Origin of the sequence: Anaerovibrio lipolyticus DSM 3074 (genome assembly GCF_900141865.1) — a bacterium.
Lineage (GTDB): Bacteria > Bacillota > Negativicutes > Selenomonadales > Selenomonadaceae > Anaerovibrio > Anaerovibrio lipolyticus.
On the sequence record NZ_FQYW01000025.1, the window covers coordinates 1 to 20,920 of the forward strand.

At 44.4% G+C, this 20,920-nt stretch carries 20 protein-coding genes, 3 tRNA genes and 1 rRNA gene; 18 read left to right on the top strand and 6 right to left on the bottom strand.

What is annotated here, in order from left to right; translation table 11 throughout:
• Positions 1 to 3 precede the first annotated feature (3 nt).
• From rrf to B6K08_RS12080, 6 genes are all read left to right on the top strand, one after another.
• Positions 4 to 120: ribosomal RNA gene (gene rrf / locus B6K08_RS12055) — 5S ribosomal RNA — on the top strand.
• 254 nt (positions 121 to 374) lie between these two features.
• Entirely contained in the window at positions 375 to 878 is a 504-nt protein-coding gene (locus B6K08_RS12060; protein ID WP_039205638.1) for a methyl-accepting chemotaxis protein, read from the top strand.
• A gap of 126 nt (positions 879 to 1,004) precedes the next feature.
• Positions 1,005 to 1,080: transfer RNA gene (locus B6K08_RS12065), tRNA-Val, on the top strand.
• A 43-nt stretch (positions 1,081 to 1,123) separates the two neighbouring features.
• Positions 1,124 to 1,200: transfer RNA gene (locus B6K08_RS12070), tRNA-Asp, on the top strand.
• 6 nt (positions 1,201 to 1,206) lie between these two features.
• Positions 1,207 to 1,282: transfer RNA gene (locus tag B6K08_RS12075), tRNA-Phe, on the top strand.
• Between the two features lie 68 nt (positions 1,283 to 1,350).
• The gene (locus B6K08_RS12080; RefSeq protein WP_039205636.1) at positions 1,351 to 1,965 is read left to right on the top strand and encodes a DedA family protein; all 615 of its coding nucleotides are present in this window, start codon (positions 1,351 to 1,353) and stop codon (positions 1,963 to 1,965) included.
• 75 nt (positions 1,966 to 2,040) lie between these two features.
• Here the strand turns inward: B6K08_RS12080 and B6K08_RS12085 are convergent, their stop codons facing one another.
• Entirely contained in the window at positions 2,041 to 3,138 is a 1,098-nt protein-coding gene (locus tag B6K08_RS12085; protein ID WP_039205635.1) for a hypothetical protein, read from the bottom strand.
• Positions 3,139 to 3,456: 318 nt separating this feature from the next.
• On the opposite strand from B6K08_RS12085, the gene B6K08_RS12090 reads away from it, so the two are divergent.
• The gene (locus B6K08_RS12090; protein ID WP_039205633.1) at positions 3,457 to 4,773 is read left to right on the top strand and encodes a flagellin N-terminal helical domain-containing protein; all 1,317 of its coding nucleotides are present in this window, start codon (positions 3,457 to 3,459) and stop codon (positions 4,771 to 4,773) included.
• A 117-nt stretch (positions 4,774 to 4,890) separates the two neighbouring features.
• A complete protein-coding gene (locus B6K08_RS12095; protein ID WP_039205632.1) occupies positions 4,891 to 6,798 on the top strand; it encodes a fructose-bisphosphatase class III in 1,908 nt (635 codons plus the stop codon).
• A gap of 81 nt (positions 6,799 to 6,879) precedes the next feature.
• Here B6K08_RS12095 and B6K08_RS12100 read toward each other — a convergent pair whose 3' ends face one another.
• The 4 genes from B6K08_RS12100 to B6K08_RS12115 are packed head-to-tail and all read right to left on the bottom strand — an operon-like array spanning position 6,880 to position 9,576.
• A complete protein-coding gene (locus B6K08_RS12100; protein ID WP_039211743.1) occupies positions 6,880 to 7,410 on the bottom strand; it encodes a 2-oxoacid:acceptor oxidoreductase family protein in 531 nt (176 codons plus the stop codon).
• Complete coding sequence (locus B6K08_RS12105; RefSeq protein WP_027397893.1) at positions 7,407 to 8,231, bottom strand: 2-oxoacid:ferredoxin oxidoreductase subunit beta; 825 nt, start codon at positions 8,229 to 8,231, stop codon at positions 7,407 to 7,409. The genes B6K08_RS12100 and B6K08_RS12105 overlap by 4 nt, the downstream gene beginning before the upstream one ends.
• Positions 8,231 to 9,379, bottom strand: a complete 1,149-nt coding sequence (locus B6K08_RS12110; protein ID WP_027397892.1) for a 2-oxoacid:acceptor oxidoreductase subunit alpha — start codon at positions 9,377 to 9,379, stop codon at positions 8,231 to 8,233. Before B6K08_RS12110 ends, B6K08_RS12105 begins: the two co-directional genes overlap by 1 nt.
• On the bottom strand, positions 9,376 to 9,576 hold the full coding sequence (locus B6K08_RS12115; RefSeq protein ID WP_027397891.1) for a 4Fe-4S binding protein: 201 nt from the start codon (positions 9,574 to 9,576) through the stop codon (positions 9,376 to 9,378). The genes B6K08_RS12110 and B6K08_RS12115 overlap by 4 nt, the downstream gene beginning before the upstream one ends.
• 316 nt (positions 9,577 to 9,892) lie before the next feature.
• On the opposite strand from B6K08_RS12115, the gene pheA reads away from it, so the two are divergent.
• The 3 genes from pheA to B6K08_RS12130 all read left to right on the top strand — a co-directional run bounded on the left by pheA (position 9,893) and on the right by B6K08_RS12130 (position 13,565).
• The gene (gene pheA / locus B6K08_RS12120) at positions 9,893 to 10,750 is read left to right on the top strand and encodes a prephenate dehydratase (RefSeq protein ID WP_039211739.1); all 858 of its coding nucleotides are present in this window, start codon (positions 9,893 to 9,895) and stop codon (positions 10,748 to 10,750) included.
• A gap of 75 nt (positions 10,751 to 10,825) precedes the next feature.
• Complete coding sequence (gene aroF, locus B6K08_RS12125) at positions 10,826 to 11,860, top strand: 3-deoxy-7-phosphoheptulonate synthase (protein WP_027397889.1); 1,035 nt, start codon at positions 10,826 to 10,828, stop codon at positions 11,858 to 11,860.
• 55 nt (positions 11,861 to 11,915) lie between these two features.
• On the top strand, positions 11,916 to 13,565 hold the full coding sequence (locus B6K08_RS12130) for a hybrid sensor histidine kinase/response regulator (RefSeq protein ID WP_039211735.1): 1,650 nt from the start codon (positions 11,916 to 11,918) through the stop codon (positions 13,563 to 13,565).
• A 75-nt stretch (positions 13,566 to 13,640) separates the two neighbouring features.
• Here the strand turns inward: B6K08_RS12130 and clpX are convergent, their stop codons facing one another.
• On the bottom strand, positions 13,641 to 14,927 hold the full coding sequence (gene clpX, locus B6K08_RS12135; RefSeq protein ID WP_027397887.1) for an ATP-dependent Clp protease ATP-binding subunit ClpX: 1,287 nt from the start codon (positions 14,925 to 14,927) through the stop codon (positions 13,641 to 13,643).
• Between the two features lie 276 nt (positions 14,928 to 15,203).
• Between clpX and rpmE the strand changes: the two genes are divergently transcribed.
• The 7 genes from rpmE (at position 15,204) to glyA (ending at position 20,841) form a co-directional block, all read left to right on the top strand.
• Positions 15,204 to 15,401: a 50S ribosomal protein L31 gene (gene rpmE / locus B6K08_RS12140; protein ID WP_027397886.1), complete on the top strand. Its 198-nt coding sequence runs from the start codon at positions 15,204 to 15,206 to the stop codon at positions 15,399 to 15,401.
• Between the two features lie 105 nt (positions 15,402 to 15,506).
• Entirely contained in the window at positions 15,507 to 16,412 is a 906-nt protein-coding gene (locus tag B6K08_RS12145) for a DUF1385 domain-containing protein (RefSeq protein ID WP_027397885.1), read from the top strand.
• A gap of 36 nt (positions 16,413 to 16,448) precedes the next feature.
• On the top strand, positions 16,449 to 17,519 hold the full coding sequence (prfA, locus tag B6K08_RS12150; protein WP_039211753.1) for a peptide chain release factor 1: 1,071 nt from the start codon (positions 16,449 to 16,451) through the stop codon (positions 17,517 to 17,519).
• 25 nt (positions 17,520 to 17,544) lie between these two features.
• Positions 17,545 to 18,414 carry a peptide chain release factor N(5)-glutamine methyltransferase gene (gene prmC, locus B6K08_RS12155; RefSeq protein ID WP_039211731.1) on the top strand — a complete coding sequence of 290 codons (870 nt, stop codon included), beginning with the start codon at positions 17,545 to 17,547 and terminating at the stop codon, positions 18,412 to 18,414.
• On the top strand, positions 18,399 to 19,043 hold the full coding sequence (locus tag B6K08_RS12160) for an L-threonylcarbamoyladenylate synthase (RefSeq protein WP_052212544.1): 645 nt from the start codon (positions 18,399 to 18,401) through the stop codon (positions 19,041 to 19,043). The genes prmC and B6K08_RS12160 overlap by 16 nt, the downstream gene beginning before the upstream one ends.
• A gap of 74 nt (positions 19,044 to 19,117) precedes the next feature.
• Positions 19,118 to 19,564 carry a ribose 5-phosphate isomerase B gene (rpiB, locus tag B6K08_RS12165; RefSeq protein ID WP_039211727.1) on the top strand — a complete coding sequence of 149 codons (447 nt, stop codon included), beginning with the start codon at positions 19,118 to 19,120 and terminating at the stop codon, positions 19,562 to 19,564.
• A gap of 29 nt (positions 19,565 to 19,593) precedes the next feature.
• On the top strand, positions 19,594 to 20,841 hold the full coding sequence (gene glyA, locus B6K08_RS12170; protein ID WP_027397881.1) for a serine hydroxymethyltransferase: 1,248 nt from the start codon (positions 19,594 to 19,596) through the stop codon (positions 20,839 to 20,841).
• Positions 20,842 to 20,920: the final 79 nt, after the last annotated feature.

The window sequence follows — 20,920 nt, forward strand, 5'->3', positions numbered from 1 at the left end:
ATATCCGGTGATGATGGCTATGTGGTCCCACCTGTTCCCATTCCGAACACAGTAGTTAAGCACATAAACGCCGAAAGTACTTGGCTGGAGACGGCCTGGGAGGATAGGAAGTTGCCGGTTAAAAAAGAGGATTGTCTTTTGACAGTCCTCTTTTTATTGTTTTTCAGGCCGTCCGTCACATTATATTTGTTTAAATATATTTTATGCCAATGTGTCATTTAGAGCTCCGCATGCCACCCGCTATTTCATATTCCATACCATCAATAAAATATTTTTTATCTTTTTTTTTCCTTTTGCAGGTATAGATAATTATGTGTCGAATATAATTCTTTAGACACAGTTATCATTGAATAAGTATAGGGAGGACAATTGATATGGCAATAGATAATGAAGCTCAGAGCATTTTGGTAAAGGATATAGCCAGCTACGCAGATGCTGCTTTTGATGAGACTACTTCTCTTGGAAGAAGCGCAGCTAAATTTAATGAAGTAGGTCAGGAGTCTGTTAAGCAGGCTAAGCTGTTGGCTGAAAAGAATGCTGAGACTATTAAGGCTCTTGGTATTATTGCTGAAATCGCTGAGGAGACCAATTTACTTTCCCTTAATGCTTCTATCGAGGCTGCCCGTGCCGGTGAACAGGGCCGCGGATTTGCTGTTGTAGCAGAGGAAGTAAGAAAGCTGGCAGAACAATCCCGTAATGCTACTGAGAGTATTAAGAAGACCTTGAATGAAATGAATAAGGCCGTTACTGATATTACAGCTTCTATTAATGCAATTGAGGCTATGGGCCGTGAGCAGGCTGGTGCTGCAGAGCGTATAAATGCCAGTCTTACCAAGGTTGTGGATACCTCTAAGGAGCTCAAGGCGTCTATGGAATAATTAATTTCAAAAATAAGTTTTTAACATGCCTGATATTGTATTATTGGGCATGTTTTTTCTTGACATCATATTTCCTTTCCTGTATAATAGCTAATGTTGTGAACAGGATATATTCCTGTGTAATAAGGGCGCTTAGCTCAGCTGGGAGAGCGTCTGCCTTACAAGCAGAATGTCAGCGGTTCGAGCCCGTTAGCGCCCACCATGACAATTCCACGAGTTTATCTCGTGTTAATTTTACTAATAACGGCCCGGTAGTTTAGTTGGTTAGAATGCCGCCCTGTCACGGCGGAGGTCAGGGGTTCAAGTCCCCTTCGGGTCGCCATTTTTTGCCTCGGTAGCTCAGTTGGTAGAGCAGGGGACTGAAAATCCCCGTGTCAGTGGTTCGATTCCGCTCTGAGGCACCATATAGTTTAGATGAGTCCGGTTTGGGGCTCTTTTTTTGTATTTTACTTATGACTGAAAGGATGTTTCTATGTCACAATTTGCTGATGTTTTTCTGGGCTTTATTGACCAGTGGGGATACTTGGCAGTAGCAGTTCTCATGGGATTGGAAAATGCCTGCATTCCTATTCCAAGTGAGTTGATTTTAGGGTTTGCAGGTTATCTGATTTACATTGACCGTATGACCTTCTTTATGGCTACTGTTGTAGGTATGATAGGCGGTATGGTGGGATCCATTCTCACTTATTATGTAGGACATTTAGGTGGAAGACCATTTGTAGATAAGTACGGTAAGTATTTTTTTATGAAGAAATCCCATGTGGATATTGCCCAGGAGTGGTTCGATAAATATGGTGTAAAGGCTGTCTTTTTCAGCCGTATGTTGCCAGTGGTTCGTACCTTTATTTCCTTGCCAGCTGGTTTTGCCCATGTTGATATCAAGAAGTTTATTTTTTATACCTTTGTTGGTTCACTTCCATGGACCATGCTTATCTTGGGCATTGGTATGATGCTGGGTGAAGGCTGGAAGGTCATGATGGAGGTTGGTCATGAAATCAGTATTGCCTTCTGCGTGATTCTGGTGCTTGTGGCTGCTGTTACGTATTATAAGTACAGCAAGAGGAAAAAGGCCAAAAAAGAAGTTTAATATCTGTTTTTATATTTGCTAAGTAAATAACAAACCCGTGGTGAGTTTTCACCACGGGTAATTTTTTTGCAGGATTTATGGAATTGTTGAGGTTTTACTGCTGCTGATGGCGGTGTTCTTCACCACATCATCGGTACGGTAGTCTATGTCCATAGCGTCCTTTTGATAGGATTTGGCAACGTTAAATTCATTAGGTGAATCCGTCTCCAGGGCTTCTATAAAATGCCTCCAGGCTTCAACAGTAAGTCTTGTGGATTCTTTTCTTTGGGCTGCCAGATACTGAGCACCATCAATTACAGGGATATTATCCAGCTCCTGTTGACGTTTTTCTAAGGCAGGAATAATATCAGAACGTATATAGGAAACCATTTTGCTTCTCATATTGGCAGTAAGAATACCATCAGAGGATTTATCCAGTTTTTTGAAGCGTGTTTGCTGGCTGTCCAAAATATCATTATATTTTTCGATGATGTCGGCAGTGGCATCCATGTATTTTTTCAGTCCCTTTTCCTGTATTGGACTGAGGAAATCAAGATAGTCACGGTAGTTCTTGATTTCACATACCTTCCAGTCACCATCACGTTTTATCATGATAACCTGGAGAGTAAATTGGGTGCCTGTATAGGTATCCTTAACGACGATTTTGGCGACAGCTTCATTAGAGCCGCTTTTTCTAACGCTTTCTATCTTCACAAATTCTGTGTTGCGAAGCTGGGAGCGCTCCACCAAATATTCATAATCTATACCTAACTGGCGTCCCTTTAAGAGATTGTTTCCTGTAGGTACTGACCATTTGCCGGTGGGGATATAATCCAAAATCAAGGAATTTGTGTCACTGACTACCTGGGGCTTTATTTTCATGTAGAAGGTTTCAAACATCACCTTTGTTTCCGTGGTGAGGTGGCTGTCATGGGCAAACATATCCCGGGTCAGGTCATCGTAGGCTCTGCCGGTAATACTTTCCAGGTCACAATATCTTTCTATAGTGGCCTGATCCTTAGTTTTAAAAGCCTGTTGTAATTTATTTAATGCATATTCTGGTGTTGAGGCATAAAAGAAATACCAAAATACATATCCTAGAATTGCAGATATAAGTATAATTGCAACAATTCGCTGAATTCTGGTTCGTCTACGACCTTGGGCAAGCATGTCCTGCCAGTCGATATGTTTCATTATATAGAGGTCCTCCCTTGAGGTTAAATATCACTCGTATTATTATAACGCATTTGTTCAAATTTTTCTTCAAAAAAGAAAAATATTCTATTTAAGCGTTTCCCTAAAGGACTAGCTTCGCGTCGCGACGAGGTTTAAGTATTTCTCGTCATAACGCATTTGTTCAAATTTTTCTTCAAAAAAGAAATATTATTCTCAGAAAAAATCATAAATTTTATTTAATTATTCTACTGTAAATGTCGATAAATATATACAAGGATAATGATGTCGTGGAGTATCAAGGATGATACATTAGCTACAGGCAGGGAGGTAATACGTATGGCTACCATCGGTTCATATGCCCAGCAACTTTCGCTCCTCAATAAGATGAATTATAACTATAAAATGGCAATGAAGAGCGCTAATCAGGTTGCTACCGGCAATAGGGTTAATTCGGCCAAGGATGATACTTCGATATATGCTATTGGTAAGCGTATGGATGTGGAGATTGGTGCCCTTGGTCAGGCAACGTCCAATGTACAGACTGGCAACAGCATGTTGAATGTGGCAAGCGGTGCCATGGATAATACTCTGGATATATTGACTACTTTAAAGGAAAAGGCCATTGCTGCCGCGAACTCCACAGCAAAGGATAGTGATCGGGCTACTATTCAAAAGGAGTTAAACCAGTATATAGACCAGATTAACGATAATTCTCTGGTAACTTATAATGGCAAGTATTTGCTCAATGGTTCAAATAAGGCGGCTACTCTGGAAACAAATCAGGCCTATACCAACAGCAGTTTGGGGCTGGATACTACTGGGGCTACCAAGCTCACTGACCTTACCCGCCGTCAGGGAGATAGCCTGAATATTGATGCAACAGATACTGTAAATGTTTCCTTTGTAAAGGATGGCAAGACCTATTCAACCTCATTCACTGCCGGAGAATACACTCTTGAGGATATTTTCAAGAAGGCAAATGAAGCTGGGGCTGGAGATGTGTTTGATACTTCATCTATGGATACAGCCACCTCTGTGATTGGTACTGATGCCAGCGGCAAGGAGCTCCATACAGTGGATGACCAGAATGCCGTTACCGTTAAGGCTGCTCAGGCAGGTACTGCAGGCTCCATTGCGGGATTTACAATTTCTGTTACGGACGCTGAGGGTAATGTGAAGAAGTCTACCAATACGGCCTTGGATGATTTTACTGAAACAATTGGGGCAGCAGATACCAGAGGGGATAATTCTCTGGTGCTTCATACTGGTTCTGAGTCTACCCAAAATATGCACGTGGCATTTGGGGATACCAGTGCCAGAGGTTTGGGACTTCAGGGCTCTGACGGTTCCTATCTAAGTGTTGGTACCCAGGAGGATGCCAATGCAGCTATCAATGTTATTGATAATGCAATTAACCGCATCCTTGACCATCAGACAAGCGTAGGTGCTATGCAATCAAGGCTGGATTACACCCATAACAATCTTGTTACACAGCAGACTAATGTTACTGATGCAATGACTACTATTATTGGCTCTGATATGGCAAAGGCTATTACACAGTTTACCAGCTACAACATTCAGATGCAGGCTTCACAGGCAATGCTGGCTCAGTCCATGAGCAACTCCTCATGGTTCCTGAATTTGCTGCAGTAACTTAAAACATGAAAAGGGACTGGTAAAACAGTCCCTTTTTTTAGTACAATAGTAGTTAAGGAAAAGGGGTTGTTTTACCCTTAGTTTTAGACGTAAAAAAAGAAAGGCACTTTACTGATGAAAGCACCAATTACGAATTTGCAAAAGCAGAAGCAAAGATATTTAAGGCTGCTGGCAGAGAAGTATCCTACCAAGGAATCAGTATATTCAAATCTGATTCATCTTCAGGCAAGCCTTAGCCTGCCAAAGGGCGTTGAGCATTTTTTAAGTGATTTACACGGTGAGTATGAGCTCTTTTATCACATTTTCAACAACTGCTCCGGTGTTATCAAAGAGAAGGTGGATTATGTATTTGGGGCCCGCCTGACCGATGAGGAAAAGGCTGAGTTTTGCACCCTCATATACTATCCAAAGGAAAAGATTGAGCAGATGAGGGATAAGCGCCGCAATAATCCAGAGTGGTATCGGGAAAGTCTGGCCAGACTCCTTGAAGTGGTAAAGCTCATGAGCTACAAGTATCCTTTGGACAAGGTGAACAGCTTTGTTCCGAAGCTTTACCGCAGTGTTATTATGGAGCTGTTGAACACTCATCCTGAGGCTGACCATGCCCAATTCATCTATCATAAGCGGCTTTTGAATATGATTGTCCAGGTGGATGGGGCATCAGATTTTATTATTGCTCTTACTATTTTGATAAAGCGGCTGGCAGTTGACCACATGCATATTGTGGGAGATTTCTTCGACAGAGGAAACCGTCCTGATGCTATTATGGAAATGGTGATGAATTATCCGTCAATTGATATCCAGTGGGGTAATCACGATGTTATGTGGATGGGAGCGGCCTGTGGCAGTGATGTTTGTATTGCTGGTGTTGTTAGGAACAGCTTAAGATACAACAACACGGACGTCTTGGAAAAGGGGTATGCTATTAGTCTTAGACCTCTATCTCTGTTTGCCCATAGGATTTATCCTGATGAGAGCCCGTTAAAGGCATCAGAAAAGGCCATGTCCATGATTATGTTTAAACTGGAGGGTCAGCTTATTAAACGTAATCCGGATTTCCACATGGACAGTCGTTTGCTGTTGGAATATATTGACCACAAGACCTCCTGCTTCAAAAAGGATGGGAAGAAATATGAGTTATCCTCTGCCTACTTCCCAACCATAGATCCTAAAAATCCTTATGAGCTGACCAAGGAAGAAGCAGCTATTATGGAGCACTTAAAGTCCTTCTTCATTGAAAGTGAGCCATTGCGTCGTCATGTGGATTATCTGTATAAGCATGGCAGTGTTTATACCTGCTTTAATGGAAATTTACTTTTCCACGGTTGTGTGCCTCTTAATAATGACGGCTCCTTTAAGGAAGTTACCTTTGATGGCAAGAAATATAAGGGCCGCGCTTATCTGGACTTTGTAGATCAGCTGGCCAGAAAAGCCCAGTCGGGTAAGGACCAGCGGGCTTTGGATTTCATGTGGTTCCTGTGGAGCGGTCTCCTTTCGCCAATCAGTGGTCGTGAGTTCCGCACCTTTGAGCGCATGTTCCTTGTGGATGAGTCCACCTGGAAGGAGCCTGCAGACCCATATTATAAGTTGATAAACAAGGAAGAGGTTTGCGAGAAAATTTTGGAGGAGTTTGGCCTTGATCCTGAGGAGGGTCATATTATCAACGGCCATGTTCCTGTAAAAGTAAAGAAGGGTGAGACCCCTGTAAAGGCCAACGGCAAGGCCATTGTTATCGATGGCGGCTTCTGCCGTGCTTATCACAATAAGACCGGCATTTCCGGCTATACCCTTATATCCAACTCCCGTGGCTTAAGGCTTCTGGAGCATCAAACAGTGGCAGATGTAAAGGAAGCTCTGAAGAATAACAAGGATATTGAGTCTGTATCTGAAACGCTGGAACTGCAATCCAAAAACACCAGTGTGGGTGATACTGATGAGGGTAAGATTATTCAGGAGGAAATTACGGACCTGTATAATCTTTTGACAGCGTACCAGAATGGAACCTTGAAACCAAAAGATTAATATAAAAATTATGTTCAAAATTAAAAATCCTCCAGCCCAAGGCCAGAGGATTTTTATTTTTGATTATTTTACTGTCGGATATTACTGTTCTGGAACAGCGTCCCAGCCTACCTGAAGAGCCTTCATGTTCTGCTCTACAGTGTGAGGTGGTACACGGTTGGCAACGGCCTTTTTGATGGATTCAAAATCAACGAGACCGGTTATGCGAACCAATGCACCTAAAGCCACAATGTTGGCAAAGAGAGATTTTCCGATTTCCTCAACTGCCAGCTTGGTAATAGGGATGCGAATAACATTTTTAAACTTAGGTGGTTCAGGCACCAGATCCGTATCAAGCACAAGAACGCCTTCAGGATTAAGGTCAGCATAATATTTATCTGCGGCCTTCTGGGTCATGGCCAGTACTAAGTCCGGAACCTCAACATGAGGATGATAGATTGGCTGGTCATCAATAATAACCTCGGATTTGGAAGCACCACCGCGGGCCTCAGGGCCATAGGACTGGGACTGAACAGCCTCCTTGCCTTCTGCTACGGCAGCTTCAGCAAAAATAATAGCAGCGGTTATTACACCCTGGCCACCAGAGCCAGATAATCTAAGCTGTTTTCTCATTTATCAGCACCTCCTGCAATCTGAATAACCTCGTTGTATGCAGTTGCATAATCTGTTTCGCTTTCATTGTAGAAGAGGCCGATAGGGAATTTTTCCTCAGTCTTCTTATCATCTGGCAGTTTGTCCCAAGCTGCCTTCATAACAGCATTGTCACGCATCCACATCATCATCTTGGCAGGGTCAGCCATCTTGTTTTTACGTCCGAAGGAAGTTGGGCACTGGCAGATGGCCTCTACAAAGGAGAAGCCCTTGTTGTCGATACCACCGGCAATCATGTCAGTAAGGTGCTGAACATGGAAGGCTGTGGAGCGGGCTACATAGGTTGCACCAGCAGCCTCAGCCAGACGGCAGGCATCAAAGTTTCTGTCAATAGCACCATAAGGAGCTGTGGTGGCCTTCTTGTGGGTAGGAGTCATAGGAGAAGCCTGACCACCAGTCATACCATAGATACTGTTGTTAAAGAGTACCACAGTAAGATCAACATTACGACGGCAGCCGTGAATGAAGTGATTGCCACCAATTGCAGTGCAGTCACCATCACCGGTTATGACGATAACATTAAGCTCAGGATTTGCCAGCTTAATACCAGTGGCAAAAGGAATAGCACGGCCATGAGCTGTATGGAGAGTGTCAAAATCCATATAGCCGGAAGCTCTGGAGGAGCAGCCGATACCGGAAACTATAACTGTTTTATCCTGGTCCAGACCCTTCTTTTCAATGGCCTGAACAATAGCCTTCATAACGATACCGTTACCACAGCCTGGACACCAGAGGTGTGGCAGGCGATTCTGACGAAAATATTTTTCAAAAGATCTTTCCATTATGCCTTACCTCCTGCTACAAGCTCATCAATACCAGCTTCGATCTCTGCTGGCTCAAAAATAGTCATGTCATATTTTGCACAGAGCTCTACAGGGCACTTGCCGGCAACAACACGTTCAACTTCGCCTACAAGCTGGCCATAATTCAGCTCGGCCACAAGTATACCCTTAACCTTTTCAGCTATCTTCTTAATAGCCTTGTCAGCAAATGGCCAGATGGTAATAAGACGCACCATACCTACCTTGATTCCCTTCTTGCGGGCATTGGCAACAGCTTCATAAGCCGTACGGGCAGTGCCACCAAAGGCAACTACTGCATATTCAGCATCATCCATGAAATATTCCTCTACATGGGTGATTTCATCCCGGGCAATGTCGATTTTTTCGTGGAGACGCTTGGTTACCTCACGAGTAATCTTTGGGCTGCCGATAGGGAAACCAGTATCATCATGAATCAGGCCGGTAACATGAATGTGATAGCCTTCACCGAAGTTGGCGGTGTTAGGAACCAGATCCTTGTCAGGAGTAAATGGCTCGTAGCCTTCTGCTCTGGAGCAGGTAGGCTTACGGCGTGGATATATTTCGATGGCTGATGCCTCAGGAAGCTCCACCTTTTCCCGCAAGTGGCCAACGATTTCATCCATCAGGAGAATAACAGGAGTGCGGAAACGTTCGGAATAATTAACGGCCATAACAGCAGTATCAAATGCCTCACGCACACTCCATGGTGAAAGGGCAATCATTGGATGGTCGCCATGGGTACCCCAGCGGGCTTGCATTACATCACCCTGGGAAGGGGCTGTAGGCTGACCAGTGGATGGACCCACACGCTGAACATTTACAATAACAACTGGAATTTCAGCAGCAGCAGCATAGCCGATAAGCTCCTGCTTCAGGGAAATACCAGGACCGGAGGATGCCGTAACAGCTTTTTTTCCAGCCAAGGATGCGCCTAAGACAACACCCATACTGGCAATTTCGTCCTCCATCTGAACAAACTTACCACCAACAGTTGGCAGCAGCTTTGCCATACCTTCTGCAACCTCTGTAGAAGGTGTAATAGGGTAACCGCCAAAGAAGCGTACGCCTGCCGCTAACGCGCCCTCTACACAGGCCTCATTACCTTGCATCAATCTCGCTTTACTCATGCCTTCACCTTCTTATCTACAAAAATTGCATAATCTGGACAACGAAGTTCGCACTGGCCACAGGCAATGCAGGCATCGGCATTAACTACCATTACCTTTCCCAGCTCGTCCACGGCAAGAACCTGCTTTGGGCAAAATGCCACGCAGATACCACACCCCTTGCACCGCGGCAGCTTGATAGTAATTTCGGAATTCATTTTCTCCCCTCCAATTACTCAAATAATACACATGGCATTCTTTTAGAAAAAATCTAATGATGCACTCTTAATTAGATTATATCAGAATTTTGTCAATATTTAATAAATTTATCAAACATTTTTGACAGTATACAAAAATAAAATACTATCTATACCAAAATGTTATAGTTCACTATAGCAATATGAAAAACATCTGTCAATATATGTAGTCTGGAGTTGTAACAATATTGCCAATTATTGCTACAAAATATATAATATCCTTACATTATTACAATATTTTGAGTATTAATATTTGGCAGGGACAGGTGGTTTGTTAGTGGAAACTTTAGGGTATTTGGGTCCTGTGGGAACCCACAGCGAAGCAGCAGCATTATATTTGAACGATCAGCTTACAGAAAGGTGTAAGCTGGTGCCTCTTGCCAATATTTATGCGGCTATTCATGCAGTGGAAACAGGGGCTGTGGACACCTGCCTGGTTCCAGTAGAAAACTCCATAGAGGGCTCCATTAATATTACTCTGGATACCCTTGCCAACAGTGATGGACTTAAGGTTATCCGGGAGCTTATTTGGGGGGTTCATAATCATCTCATGGCAAAGAGCAAGGAAACCGTGGTTACCAAGATTCTTTCCCATGCCCAGCCTTTGGCCCAATGTAGAGAATATCTGATGAATAATTATCCCCATGCTGAGCAGGACGCAGTAGTCAGTTCTGCTGCCGCTGCCACCCAGGTGGGAGAAATGCCAGAAGATAGCGGCTGGGCGGCTATCTGTACTGAAAGGGCTGGAGAAATGAATGGTCTTGTGGCTCTTGACCACAATATTGAGGATCATCACAATAATTCCACCCGGTTTTATCAGCTTGCCCGCAGTGATTATAAGGTGGAGCTTCCAGAGGAAAAAACTCTTATTATCTGTCAGATTGATGGTAAGGATGCGGGGCGTCTTTGCGAGGTGCTTTTGGAGATGGCCACCAGGGATGTGAATATGACCCGTATTGAATCACGACCTGCAAGAACAGGGCTAGGGGAGTATATTTTCTTCTTTGATGTGGATGTACCCAAAAGAATAGTAAATCTCGATGCGGCTATGCACGGAATCCGCCGCAAGAGTGTGTGGTTAAAAAATCCGGGGCGTTTTCCTGTTATTCGTGCCGACAACAAAAAAGAGGTGTGATGTATATTTTGCCTTTGGCAAAATATGAATAATAGCGTTATAATATCAAGAAAGAGTATTTTTACGAGGTATTTAATGGTTATTATTATGCGGGCTGGTGCTGCTGAGAGCAGCATTCAGGAGGTTATAAGGGCAATTGAATACAACGGTCTCTCCGGTAAGGTCATGGAGGGAGAGTTTCAGACAATTATAGGCGTTATAGGTGACCGGGAAAAGATGTGCTGTCTTAATGTGGAGTCACTTGAGGGTGTAGAAAAAGCAGTGAGTATTTCTAAGAGTTACAAGTTGGTTAGTCGTGAATATCATCCCCAGCCTACGGTGATTGATATAGGTGGAATTAAAATCGGTGATGGCAATTTGGTGGCTATAGCTGGTCCATGTGCAGTGGAATCCAAGGAACAGATAATGCAGGCTGCTGATATAGTAAAGTCAGGAGGTGCCCAGTTCCTAAGGGGGGGCGCTTACAAGCCAAGAACCTCACCTTATTCATTCCAAGGCTTGGAGGAGCTGGGATTGAAATATTTGGCAGAGGCCGGTGAGCGCACCGGACTAAAAATAGTTTCAGAGGTAACTGAGGTCGAAAATGTAAATAAGGTTGCCGAGTACGTGGATGTACTCCAGATTGGTGCGAGAAATATGCAGAATTTCCGACTTCTCAAGGAAGTGGGGCGCCAAAATAAACCGGTCCTTTTGAAGCGTGGTATATCAGCTACCATAGATGAGTGGCTCAACGCTGCCGAGTATATTATGAGTGAGGGCAATGAACGGATTATTTTGTGTGAGCGTGGTATCAGAAGCTACGAGGAATATACCCGTAATACTTTGGATTTAAGTGCTGTGGCGGCGGTTAAGCATTTGTCCCATTTACCAATTATTGTTGATCCAAGCCATGGAACTGGCAAGTGGCGTATGGTAAAGCCAATGGCTTTTGCTGCTGTGGCCGCAGGAGCTGATGGCCTCATGATGGAAATGCACCCTGATCCGGCGAAGGCCCTTTCCGATGGACCACAGTCCTTAACCCCTGAGCACTACAGGGATATAATGGACGGTGTCAGCCGCCTGGCTGCATTTTTGCAGGAATCTGGTTTGGCGATACGTGATATTGGATAATTGTAGATTTTAGACCTGTTTGTAAAAGCATCTTTAAATAGGACGGGAATGTAATATGAGCGAAGACAATGTAAAAGACAAAGAAACTAATAGTGGATTGGCTGAGAATGATATGGAACGCACAGTTATTGAGCGGGCTATCCATGATAATGTAGATTTTATCGGTTACATTGATGTTAAGTCCGGGAAAATACGGATATTAAGGCATAATGATACTTTTTTCAACGATGATATGGAGCTGGTTTCTGATTACGATGAAGCCATAGCTCACCTCATCAATGAGCATATGCTGGATGAAGACAAGAGTATTTGCCATAAAATGCTGCAGCTTGCCAATATTGTGGATACTGTAAATATGTTTGGTGAATTTACAGGTACCTTCAAGTTATTCCATGAGAATGGCAGGGCTCTGCATTATAAAAAGTTTACCCTTCGCTATCTGGATAAGAAGGCAAAGGATGTTTTAATTGCTGTACAGACGGATATTACGGAAATTACCACTGAGAACCGCCAGATGCAGGATGCCATGCGTGGTGCCCTTAAGCATGCTGAGAGTATCAGTAGGGCAAAATCTCAATTGCTGTTCCATATGAGTAAGGAAATCAAGACACCACTGAATACCATTGTCAGTATGACCGAGCTGGGCAAGGGACGCTCTGAGCAAAAGGAATATGTAAATTATTGTCTTGATAAAATAGAGGCGTCATCTAAGGTCGTACTGGATATGATTGAAAATGTAAGGGCTCTTTCCCATGTGGAAAACAATGATATCCAGCTCAACAATGATGTGGTGCTGTTTCAGCCATTTATTGAAACTGTGGCAGGCAAGGCTAAGGCTGATGCCTATGCAAAGAAGATAAATTTCCAGCTGGAGGTAGACCCTAATGTGGCCAAGTGCTTCCGTTTTGATGCAGACAGAATGCGTCAGGTTCTAAAAAATATTCTCAATAATGCCATTAAATTTACAAAGCGTTTTGGCACGATAACTTTAATCGTCAAATGTATGGCCGAGAAGTACGGCAGACAGTCGCTGGAAATTTCCATAAAGGATACCGGTATTGGTATTGAGGACAGCTTTAAGCCAAGGGTATTTGAAGCATTTTCCCAGGAGTCGGAGGACAATGTTTATGGTGGTTCTGGCCTTGGACTGGCTATCTGCAACCATATCATTAAGAAAATGGGCGGCATTATCGATTTTGACAGCACCAAGGGCGTTGGCTCCACATTTAGGATCAACGTGGATTTGGATGTGGCAACCTCTACCTATCAGCTAAAGGATGATGAGGAAGATATTTGTCGCGGATGCAGAGTTCTATTGGCTGAGGATAATGAGATTAACCTGGAAATCTGCCAGCAGCTTTTGGTGGCAAGGGGGATGGATGTGGACGTGGCTGAAAATGGCCAGGAGGCGCTTAGCTTGTATATGTCCAATGCACCAGGAACCTATGATTTAATTTTTATGGATGTAAGAATGCCTTATATGGACGGACTTACAGCTACCAAGAAGATAAGGAGCTCAGGAAAGTCTGACAGCAAGACTGTACCAATTCTGGCCCTTACGGCCAATGCCCGGGATGAAGATATTAGCCAATCCTTTGAAGCTGGAATGAACGCGCATTTAACAAAGCCGATTAATGTGGAAGATCTGTATAGATGTATTGAAAAGGCCCTGCGGGGAGAACTGGCCCGACACACTGGGAATTAAAATTTCAGAAACAAAAAAAGAAGTTCAGCCATTCACCATAGTATCAGGTGGTAGCTGAGCTTCTTTTTGTTAACATCAGATTTTTTCTATTGTAGGTTCTGCACCGTTGTTGATGCAGTCTGCAGTGATGGTTACCCTGCGTGTATCATCAGAGCGTGGAATGTCAAACATTACATCCAGCATTGTGTCTTCGATAATTCCCTTCAGGGAACGGGCACCGGTTTTTCTTTCAATAGCCTTTTTGGCCACAGCTCTGAGGGCTTCCTCATCAAATTCCAGCTGCACGTTGTCCATTTCCATCAGCTTCTGGTATTGTTTTACTGGAGCATTTTTTGGCTCGGTGAGGATTCTCAAGAGGGCATCCTCATCAAGATTTTCCAGAGTACAGATTATTGGAAGGCGGCCGATAATTTCCGGGATAATGCCGAATTTCATCAAATCCTCAGGGGTAGTCTGGTGAATCAGCTCATCAAATTTTGGCTTGTCATTTTTCCCCTCAATCTTGGAGCCAAAGCCCATATTGGCATCGTTTTTCCTGAGGCGCTTGGCGATAATCTTGTCGATACCTACGAAGGCACCCCCTACAATGAAGAGAATGTTTTTGGTGTCCACCTTGATGGTTGGGGCCTCAGGATGTTTGCGCTGACCTCTGGCGGTAAATTCCACCACATTGCCCTCCAGCATCTTCAGTAAAGCCTGCTGTACACCTTCATGTCCAGGGTCAGCAGTAATTGTATTATTTTCACCTGATTTTCTGGCAATTTTGTCAAATTCATCAAGATAGATAATACCATGCTCACAACGGCTGATATCCTTGTCGGCAGCGTAGTAGAGGTTGCGTACAGCCACTTCCACGTCGGCACCTACGAAGCCTGCTTCCGTAAGGCTGGAGGCATCTGTAACGGCAAATGGAATATCCAGCATTCTGGCCAGATGGGAAAGAAGTGCAGTTTTACCGCAGCCGGAAGGTCCAAGAATAATAACATTGGACTTCTCAATTTCGTCACCATCGTCCTCAGGATGCTGAAAGCCGTATTTCATACGTTTATAATGATTATAAATTGCTACGGAAAGCACCTTCTTGGCCTGATCCTGATTGATTATGAACTGGTCAAGATATTCTTTTACCATGTGAGGCTTTATACGGTTAAGCTCATCGTTGATGGCCTTTTCAGTCTCAATATGTTGCTGGGCTTCCTCCACCTCTTTATGGTCCTCAATAAGATGATATATATCTTTTATGCAGTTGGCACAAAGGGAAAAACCAGAACGGGGATCATAGATTGGCACATCGTACTGGGTTTTCGCCACAACCTTTCGCTTACAGAAGCTACAGGTAACTGTAGGGTCATTACTGTTCATAAGTGTTTACCTTTTACCTTTCTATATCTATTGTAATCTTTTCTCACAAAGTCTCTTACATATTATGGTAGAAAAGCAATTTTTTTTCAAGAAAATTTTCTGTGGAAAATGTTGCATGGGTATAGTCGGTGTGTTATAATATCACAAGTTAGGCGCAGTGCGTCTAAAAAGTTGATTTTTTCGGCTTTGCCCCTGTTTGGGAAGCATCGTCGGACCAAGTCTTCGCAGAGAGGACTTGTAATTCTCCCAATTATGGGGAAAAGCGAGGTGTATAGAATGAAGGCAGGTATTCATCCAGAATTCCACGAAGCAAAGGTTATTTGCGGTTGCGGCAACACCTTTACTACCGGCTCTACCAAGACTGAGCTGAGAGTTGATGTGTGCTCCAAGTGCCATCCTTTCTTCACTGGTCGTCAGCGCGATATCGCAGCTGGTGGTCGTATTGAGAAGTTCAACAAGCGTTACGCAAAGTAATAACTCAATCATTAATGAGCAGGGCAGAAATGCTCTGCTCATTTGTATATGCGGATTTTTTTGAAAGCAATCACCCTGTAGGGGTTAAATATATATGAGGTTTATATGAGCGAGAAAAAGTTAAGTATCGGCGGTCAGGCCGTTATAGAGGGTGTAATGATGCGGGGGCCGGAAAAGGTGGCCACTGCTGTCCGTACTCCTGATAAAAAAATAGAATTGGATATCAGACCAGTCAATTCCATTAGCGATAGATTTCCTATTTTGAAGAAGCCAATGCTGCGTGGTTGTGTTTCCTTGGGGGAATCCTTGGTCATGGGCCTTCGTTCCCTGTCCTACTCTGCCCAGATGGCAGGGGAGGAGGATGAGCAGCTGACAGACAAGGAATTGGCAGGAACCATAGTATTTGCCTTTGTAATGGCAGCAGTGCTGTTTGTGGCCATTCCCACCGGGGCAGCCAAGCTGTTTCATTTTATCACTGAAGATCCTGTATTTTTAAATCTTATGGAGGGTGCTCTGCGCCTCCTGATTTTTGTTGGTTACATTGGTGCCATTTCATTGATGAAGGATATCCAGCGGGTTTTTCAATATCATGGGGCGGAGCATAAAACCATCGCCTGCTTTGAGGCTGGTGAAGCATTGACTGTGGAAAATGTGAAAAAACACACCAGACTCCATAAGCGTTGCGGTACATCCTTTTTGCTTATCGTTATGCTGGTAAGTATTTTTGTCTTTGCCTTTTTGGGGTGGCCAGATTTGTGGCTGAGAATTTTAAGCCGGGTAATACTTTTGCCGGTGGTGGCTGGTATTTCCTATGAGATTATTAAGCTGTCCGCTAATTCCGATAACTGCGTTCTGGGCTGGGCCATTAAGCCAGGTCTGTGGCTTCAGTATATGACCACCCGGGAACCAGATGACGATATGATAGAGGTGGCCATTGAGTCAGCCAAGGCAGTTTTGCCGGAGGATAAAATCCCTGCCGGTACCGCCAATTATATACAAGATATTTCATAATACAAATTAGCGGTAAAGAGGAAACTACACATGAATATAATGGATAAATTGCAGGCGGTGGAGAATAAGTTTTTGGAGCTGGAATCCCTTATCAGTGATCCTTCTGTTTTGGAGGATATGAATAAGTGGCAGCGCTATAATCGGGAGCATTCCTCCATGCAGCCTATCATTGAAGCATACAGGGAATACAAGACGGTATGCCAGGGCATTGAGGACAATAAGGAAATGCTCAACGAGGGAATTGATGATGATGAATTCCGTCACATGGTGGAGGATGAGCTGGCAGATTTCAGAAAGCGCAAGGAAGAGCTGGACCAGGAGCTGCCTATTATGCTTCTTCCCAAGGATCCCAATGATGATAAAAATGTTATTGTGGAAATCCGTGGTGGCGTAGGTGGTGAGGAGGCGGCTCTCTTTGCAGGAGATTTGTTCCGCATGTATTCCCGCTATGCTGAAAGTCAGGGCTGGAAAATTAGTATTATGGATGCCAATGCCACGGAAATTGGTGGCTTCAAGGAGGTTTCCTTCGCTGTTGAGGGCTATGGTGCCTATAGCAAGCTGAAATACGAAAGCGGTACCCATCGTGTACAGCGCGTGCCAGTTACAGAATCCGGGGGCCGCATTCATACCTCTGCCGTAACGGTGGCAGTGCTTCCGGAGGCTGACGAGGTGGATGTGGATATTCGCAATGAGGATTTGCGCATTGATACCTACAGGGCAGGTGGTGCTGGAGGACAGTATGTAAACAAGACAGAGTCTGCCATTCGCATTACCCATTTGCCAACGGGTATTGTGGTGCAATGCCAGGATGAAAAGTCCCAGCTAAAGAATAAGGAAAAGGCTATGCGTGTTTTACGGGCCAGAGTTTTGGAGCAGGCCCAGCAGGAGCAGGCAGATACTATCGCAGCTGACAGAAAGAGCCAGGTGGGTTCCGGTGACAGAAGCGAGCGCATCAGAACCTATAATTTCCCTCAGGGCCGGGTAACGGATCATCGTATTGGCCTCACATTGCATAAGCTGGATGCTGTAATGGATGGTCAGCTGGATGAAATTTTAAATGGTCTTATTACTGCGGACCAGGCTGAGCGCATGAAGCAGGTTGATTAAGTAAATTCGTAGGTTTGGAGATAATATGGCTGGAGAAGTTTGGACGATAGGAAAATTATTAAAATGGACTGAGGATTATTTCACCAAGGCTGGGCTGGACACCCCGCGTCTTGATGGTGAGGTGCTTCTTTGTCATGTTCTGAAAAAGGAACGTATTCATCTGTATGTTCATTTCGATCAGCCTCTGACCAAGGAAGAACTGGCCCAATATAAAGCGTGCATTAAGGAAAGGGTTCAGCATAAGCCGGTGGCTCATATCGTAGGCCATAAGGAGTTTATGGGGTTGGATTTTAAGGTGAACGAGGCTACCTTAATTCCCCGTCCCGATACAGAAATATTGGTGGAAGCGGTTATTTCCCGTCTGAAAACCGGTCAGGAGGGTGTGGGGACCATTGCGGATATTGGAACCGGCTCTGGTGCAATTTGCTTGTCGTTGTTAAATTATCTGCCTAATCTTAAGGCAGTAACCGTGGATATATCCCCTGAGGCCATAGAGGTGGCCAAGGAAAATGCCGAGCTTTTGGGTCTTTCTGATAGAGTAGAATTCTGTCAGGGGGATATGCTGGAACCTATAAAGGACAGAAGATTTACGGCCATTATATCTAACCCCCCGTATATTCCGGAAGGAGATATTGCCGGTCTGGAGCCTGATGTGAGGGATTTTGAGCCAATCTCAGCATTGGTGGCAGGTCCTGACGGACTGGATTTTTACCGCCGTCTTGTAGCTGGGGCTGGAAATATGATAGCCGATGACGGATTTTTGGCTCTTGAAATTGGCATTAATCAGGCAAAAGCTTTGGAAGCTCTGGGGCAGGAGCATGGCTGGGGCCGTTGTGAAATCGTTAAGGATTTGGCTGGTATTGACAGGGTAGTGATTTTGTGGAAACAAAAATAATTTCTATAAATGATGTGCAAAAGAATATGGAGTCCATAAGGGAAGCTGCAAAAATGCTGAGAAATGGACAGCTGGTGGCTATTCCAACTGAAACAGTATATGGACTGGCGGCTAACGGATTGGATGAGGTGGCTGTTAAGTCCCTATACGATGCCAAGGAGCGACCATATTATAAGGCATTTTCCCTGCAGGTGGCTGATGTGAACATGGTAAAGGATATTGCTGCACGGGTTCCAGATATGGCGTTGAAGCTCTTTGAGCGATTCTGCCCTGGACCAATTACCATCGTACTTCCAAGAAAAAGCAATATTCCTAAACGGGTAACTGGAGGTAAATCCACTGTGGGCATAAGAATTCCGGATAATGAAATTGCCCTGGCAGTGCTTAGGGAAGCAGGGGTACCTTTGGCAGTACCCAGTGCCAATATTTCTGCTCATCCAAGTCCTACTTCTGCCAAGATGGTATACGATGATATGAAGGGCTTGATTCCCCTTATTTTAGATGGCGGTCCATGTAATCTGGGGATAGAATCTACTATAGTGGACTGTACTGGTGATGAACCAATGATTATACGCCATGGGGCGATATCGGAAAAAGAAATAATGGAATGTGTTAGCGGGGAAAAATAAATATTTTTTCCCGTTAATCTATGTTACAATGACTTTGTGTGAAAATATGACAACCAAAAGGAGTAAGGCCAGTTATGAAAATTGTTATAGGCTGTGACCATGGTGCTTTGGAGCTAAAGAAGGAAGTGCTGAAGGTTTTGGCAGAGTTTAAGGATATTGCGACTGAGGATGTGGGGACTTTTGATGCCGAGTCTGTGGATTATCCTGATATTGCTGAAAAGGTATGTGGAAAAATCACCAAGGGTGAGGCTGACAGAGGTATCGTCCTTTGCGGAACTGGTATCGGCATTTCTATTGCAGCCAATAAAATAAAGGGGATTCGGGCAGCTCTTTGCGGAGATGTTTTTTCTGCCCGCATGTCCAGAGAACATAATGATGCCAATGTATTGGCCATGGGAGGTCGGGTTACTGGTTTTGGCCCAGCCGGGGAAATTGTGAGAACATGGGTTACCACAGAGTTTTCTCAGGGGGAGCGCCATATTCGCCGCATTGAAAAAATGATGGCGTTGGAAAATAAATGATACCTATCGTATTTAAGGAGGAGTCAGTAATGAGCTTAATGGATGATTTGAAGGTTGTTGATCCTGAAATTGCTGAGGTTATTGATGCAGAGTTGAGCCGCCAGCGCAACAAGCTGGAGCTTATTGCATCTGAAAATATTGTCAGCTCCGCTGTTATGGCAGCCCAGGGCAGTGTTCTTACCAACAAATACGCTGAAGGCTATCCAGGCAAGCGTTATTATGGTGGCTGTGAACACGTGGATGTGATTGAGCAGCTGGCCATTGATCGCGCAAAAAAACTCTTTGGTGCTGAGTATGCCAATGTGCAGCCCCATTCCGGAGCCCAGGCTAATATGGCGGTGTTCTTTGCATTGCTGACTCCCGGGGATACTGTAATGGGCCTGAACCTCACAGATGGCGGTCATCTTACCCATGGTAGCCCTGTAAATATGTCCGGCAAGTATTTCAAGATTGTTCCTTACGGTGTAAGTGAAGGCTCTGAACAGCTGGATTACGATGAAATTCAGAGAATTGCCAATGAATGTAAGCCAAAGCTGATTGTGGCCGGAGCCTCCGCCTATGCCCGCGTTCTTGATTTCCCACGTTTGGCTGAGATTGCCCATTCTGTAGGGGCTTATCTCATGGTGGACATTGCTCATATTGCTGGCCTGGTGGCCACCGGACTTCATCCATCCCCAATACCTTACGCAGATGTGGTAACTACCACTACTCATAAGACATTGCGTGGCCCTCGTGGTGGTCTGATTCTTTGTAAGGATGCAGAATTTGGCAAGCAGTTTAATAAGGCCATTTTCCCTGGTATTCAGGGCGGTCCTCTTATGCATGTTATTGCAGCTAAGGCTGTGGCCTTTAAAGAGGCACTGTCCCCAGAGTTTAAGGAATATGCCCAGCAGATTATAAAGAATGCCAGTGCTCTCGCCAAGACCCTCACTGAAAAGGGATTCCGTATTGTTTCCGGCGGTACTGACAATCACCTGATGCTGGTGGATCTTACCAATAAAAACATCACTGGTAAGGTGGCTCAGAATGTTTTGGATGAGGTGGGCATTACTGCCAACAAAAACACCATTCCCTTTGAGAAGCTGAGTCCGTTTGTTACCAGTGGTATTCGTCTTGGTTCTCCGGCCCTCACTACTCGTGGGTTTAAGGAAGAGGATATGGTTGAAGTGGGCAATATTATCGCTTTGGCTTTAGACAATCCGGAGGATGAGGCAGCAAAGGCTCAGGCCCGTGAAAGGGTAGCAGCACTTTGTAAGAAATATCCATTGTATGAATGATGGGAAGTTTTTTCATTAAGTGGAAAAACATGAGTAATGGCGTTATAACACACAATGACGCTTTGGGCGTGTTGAAACG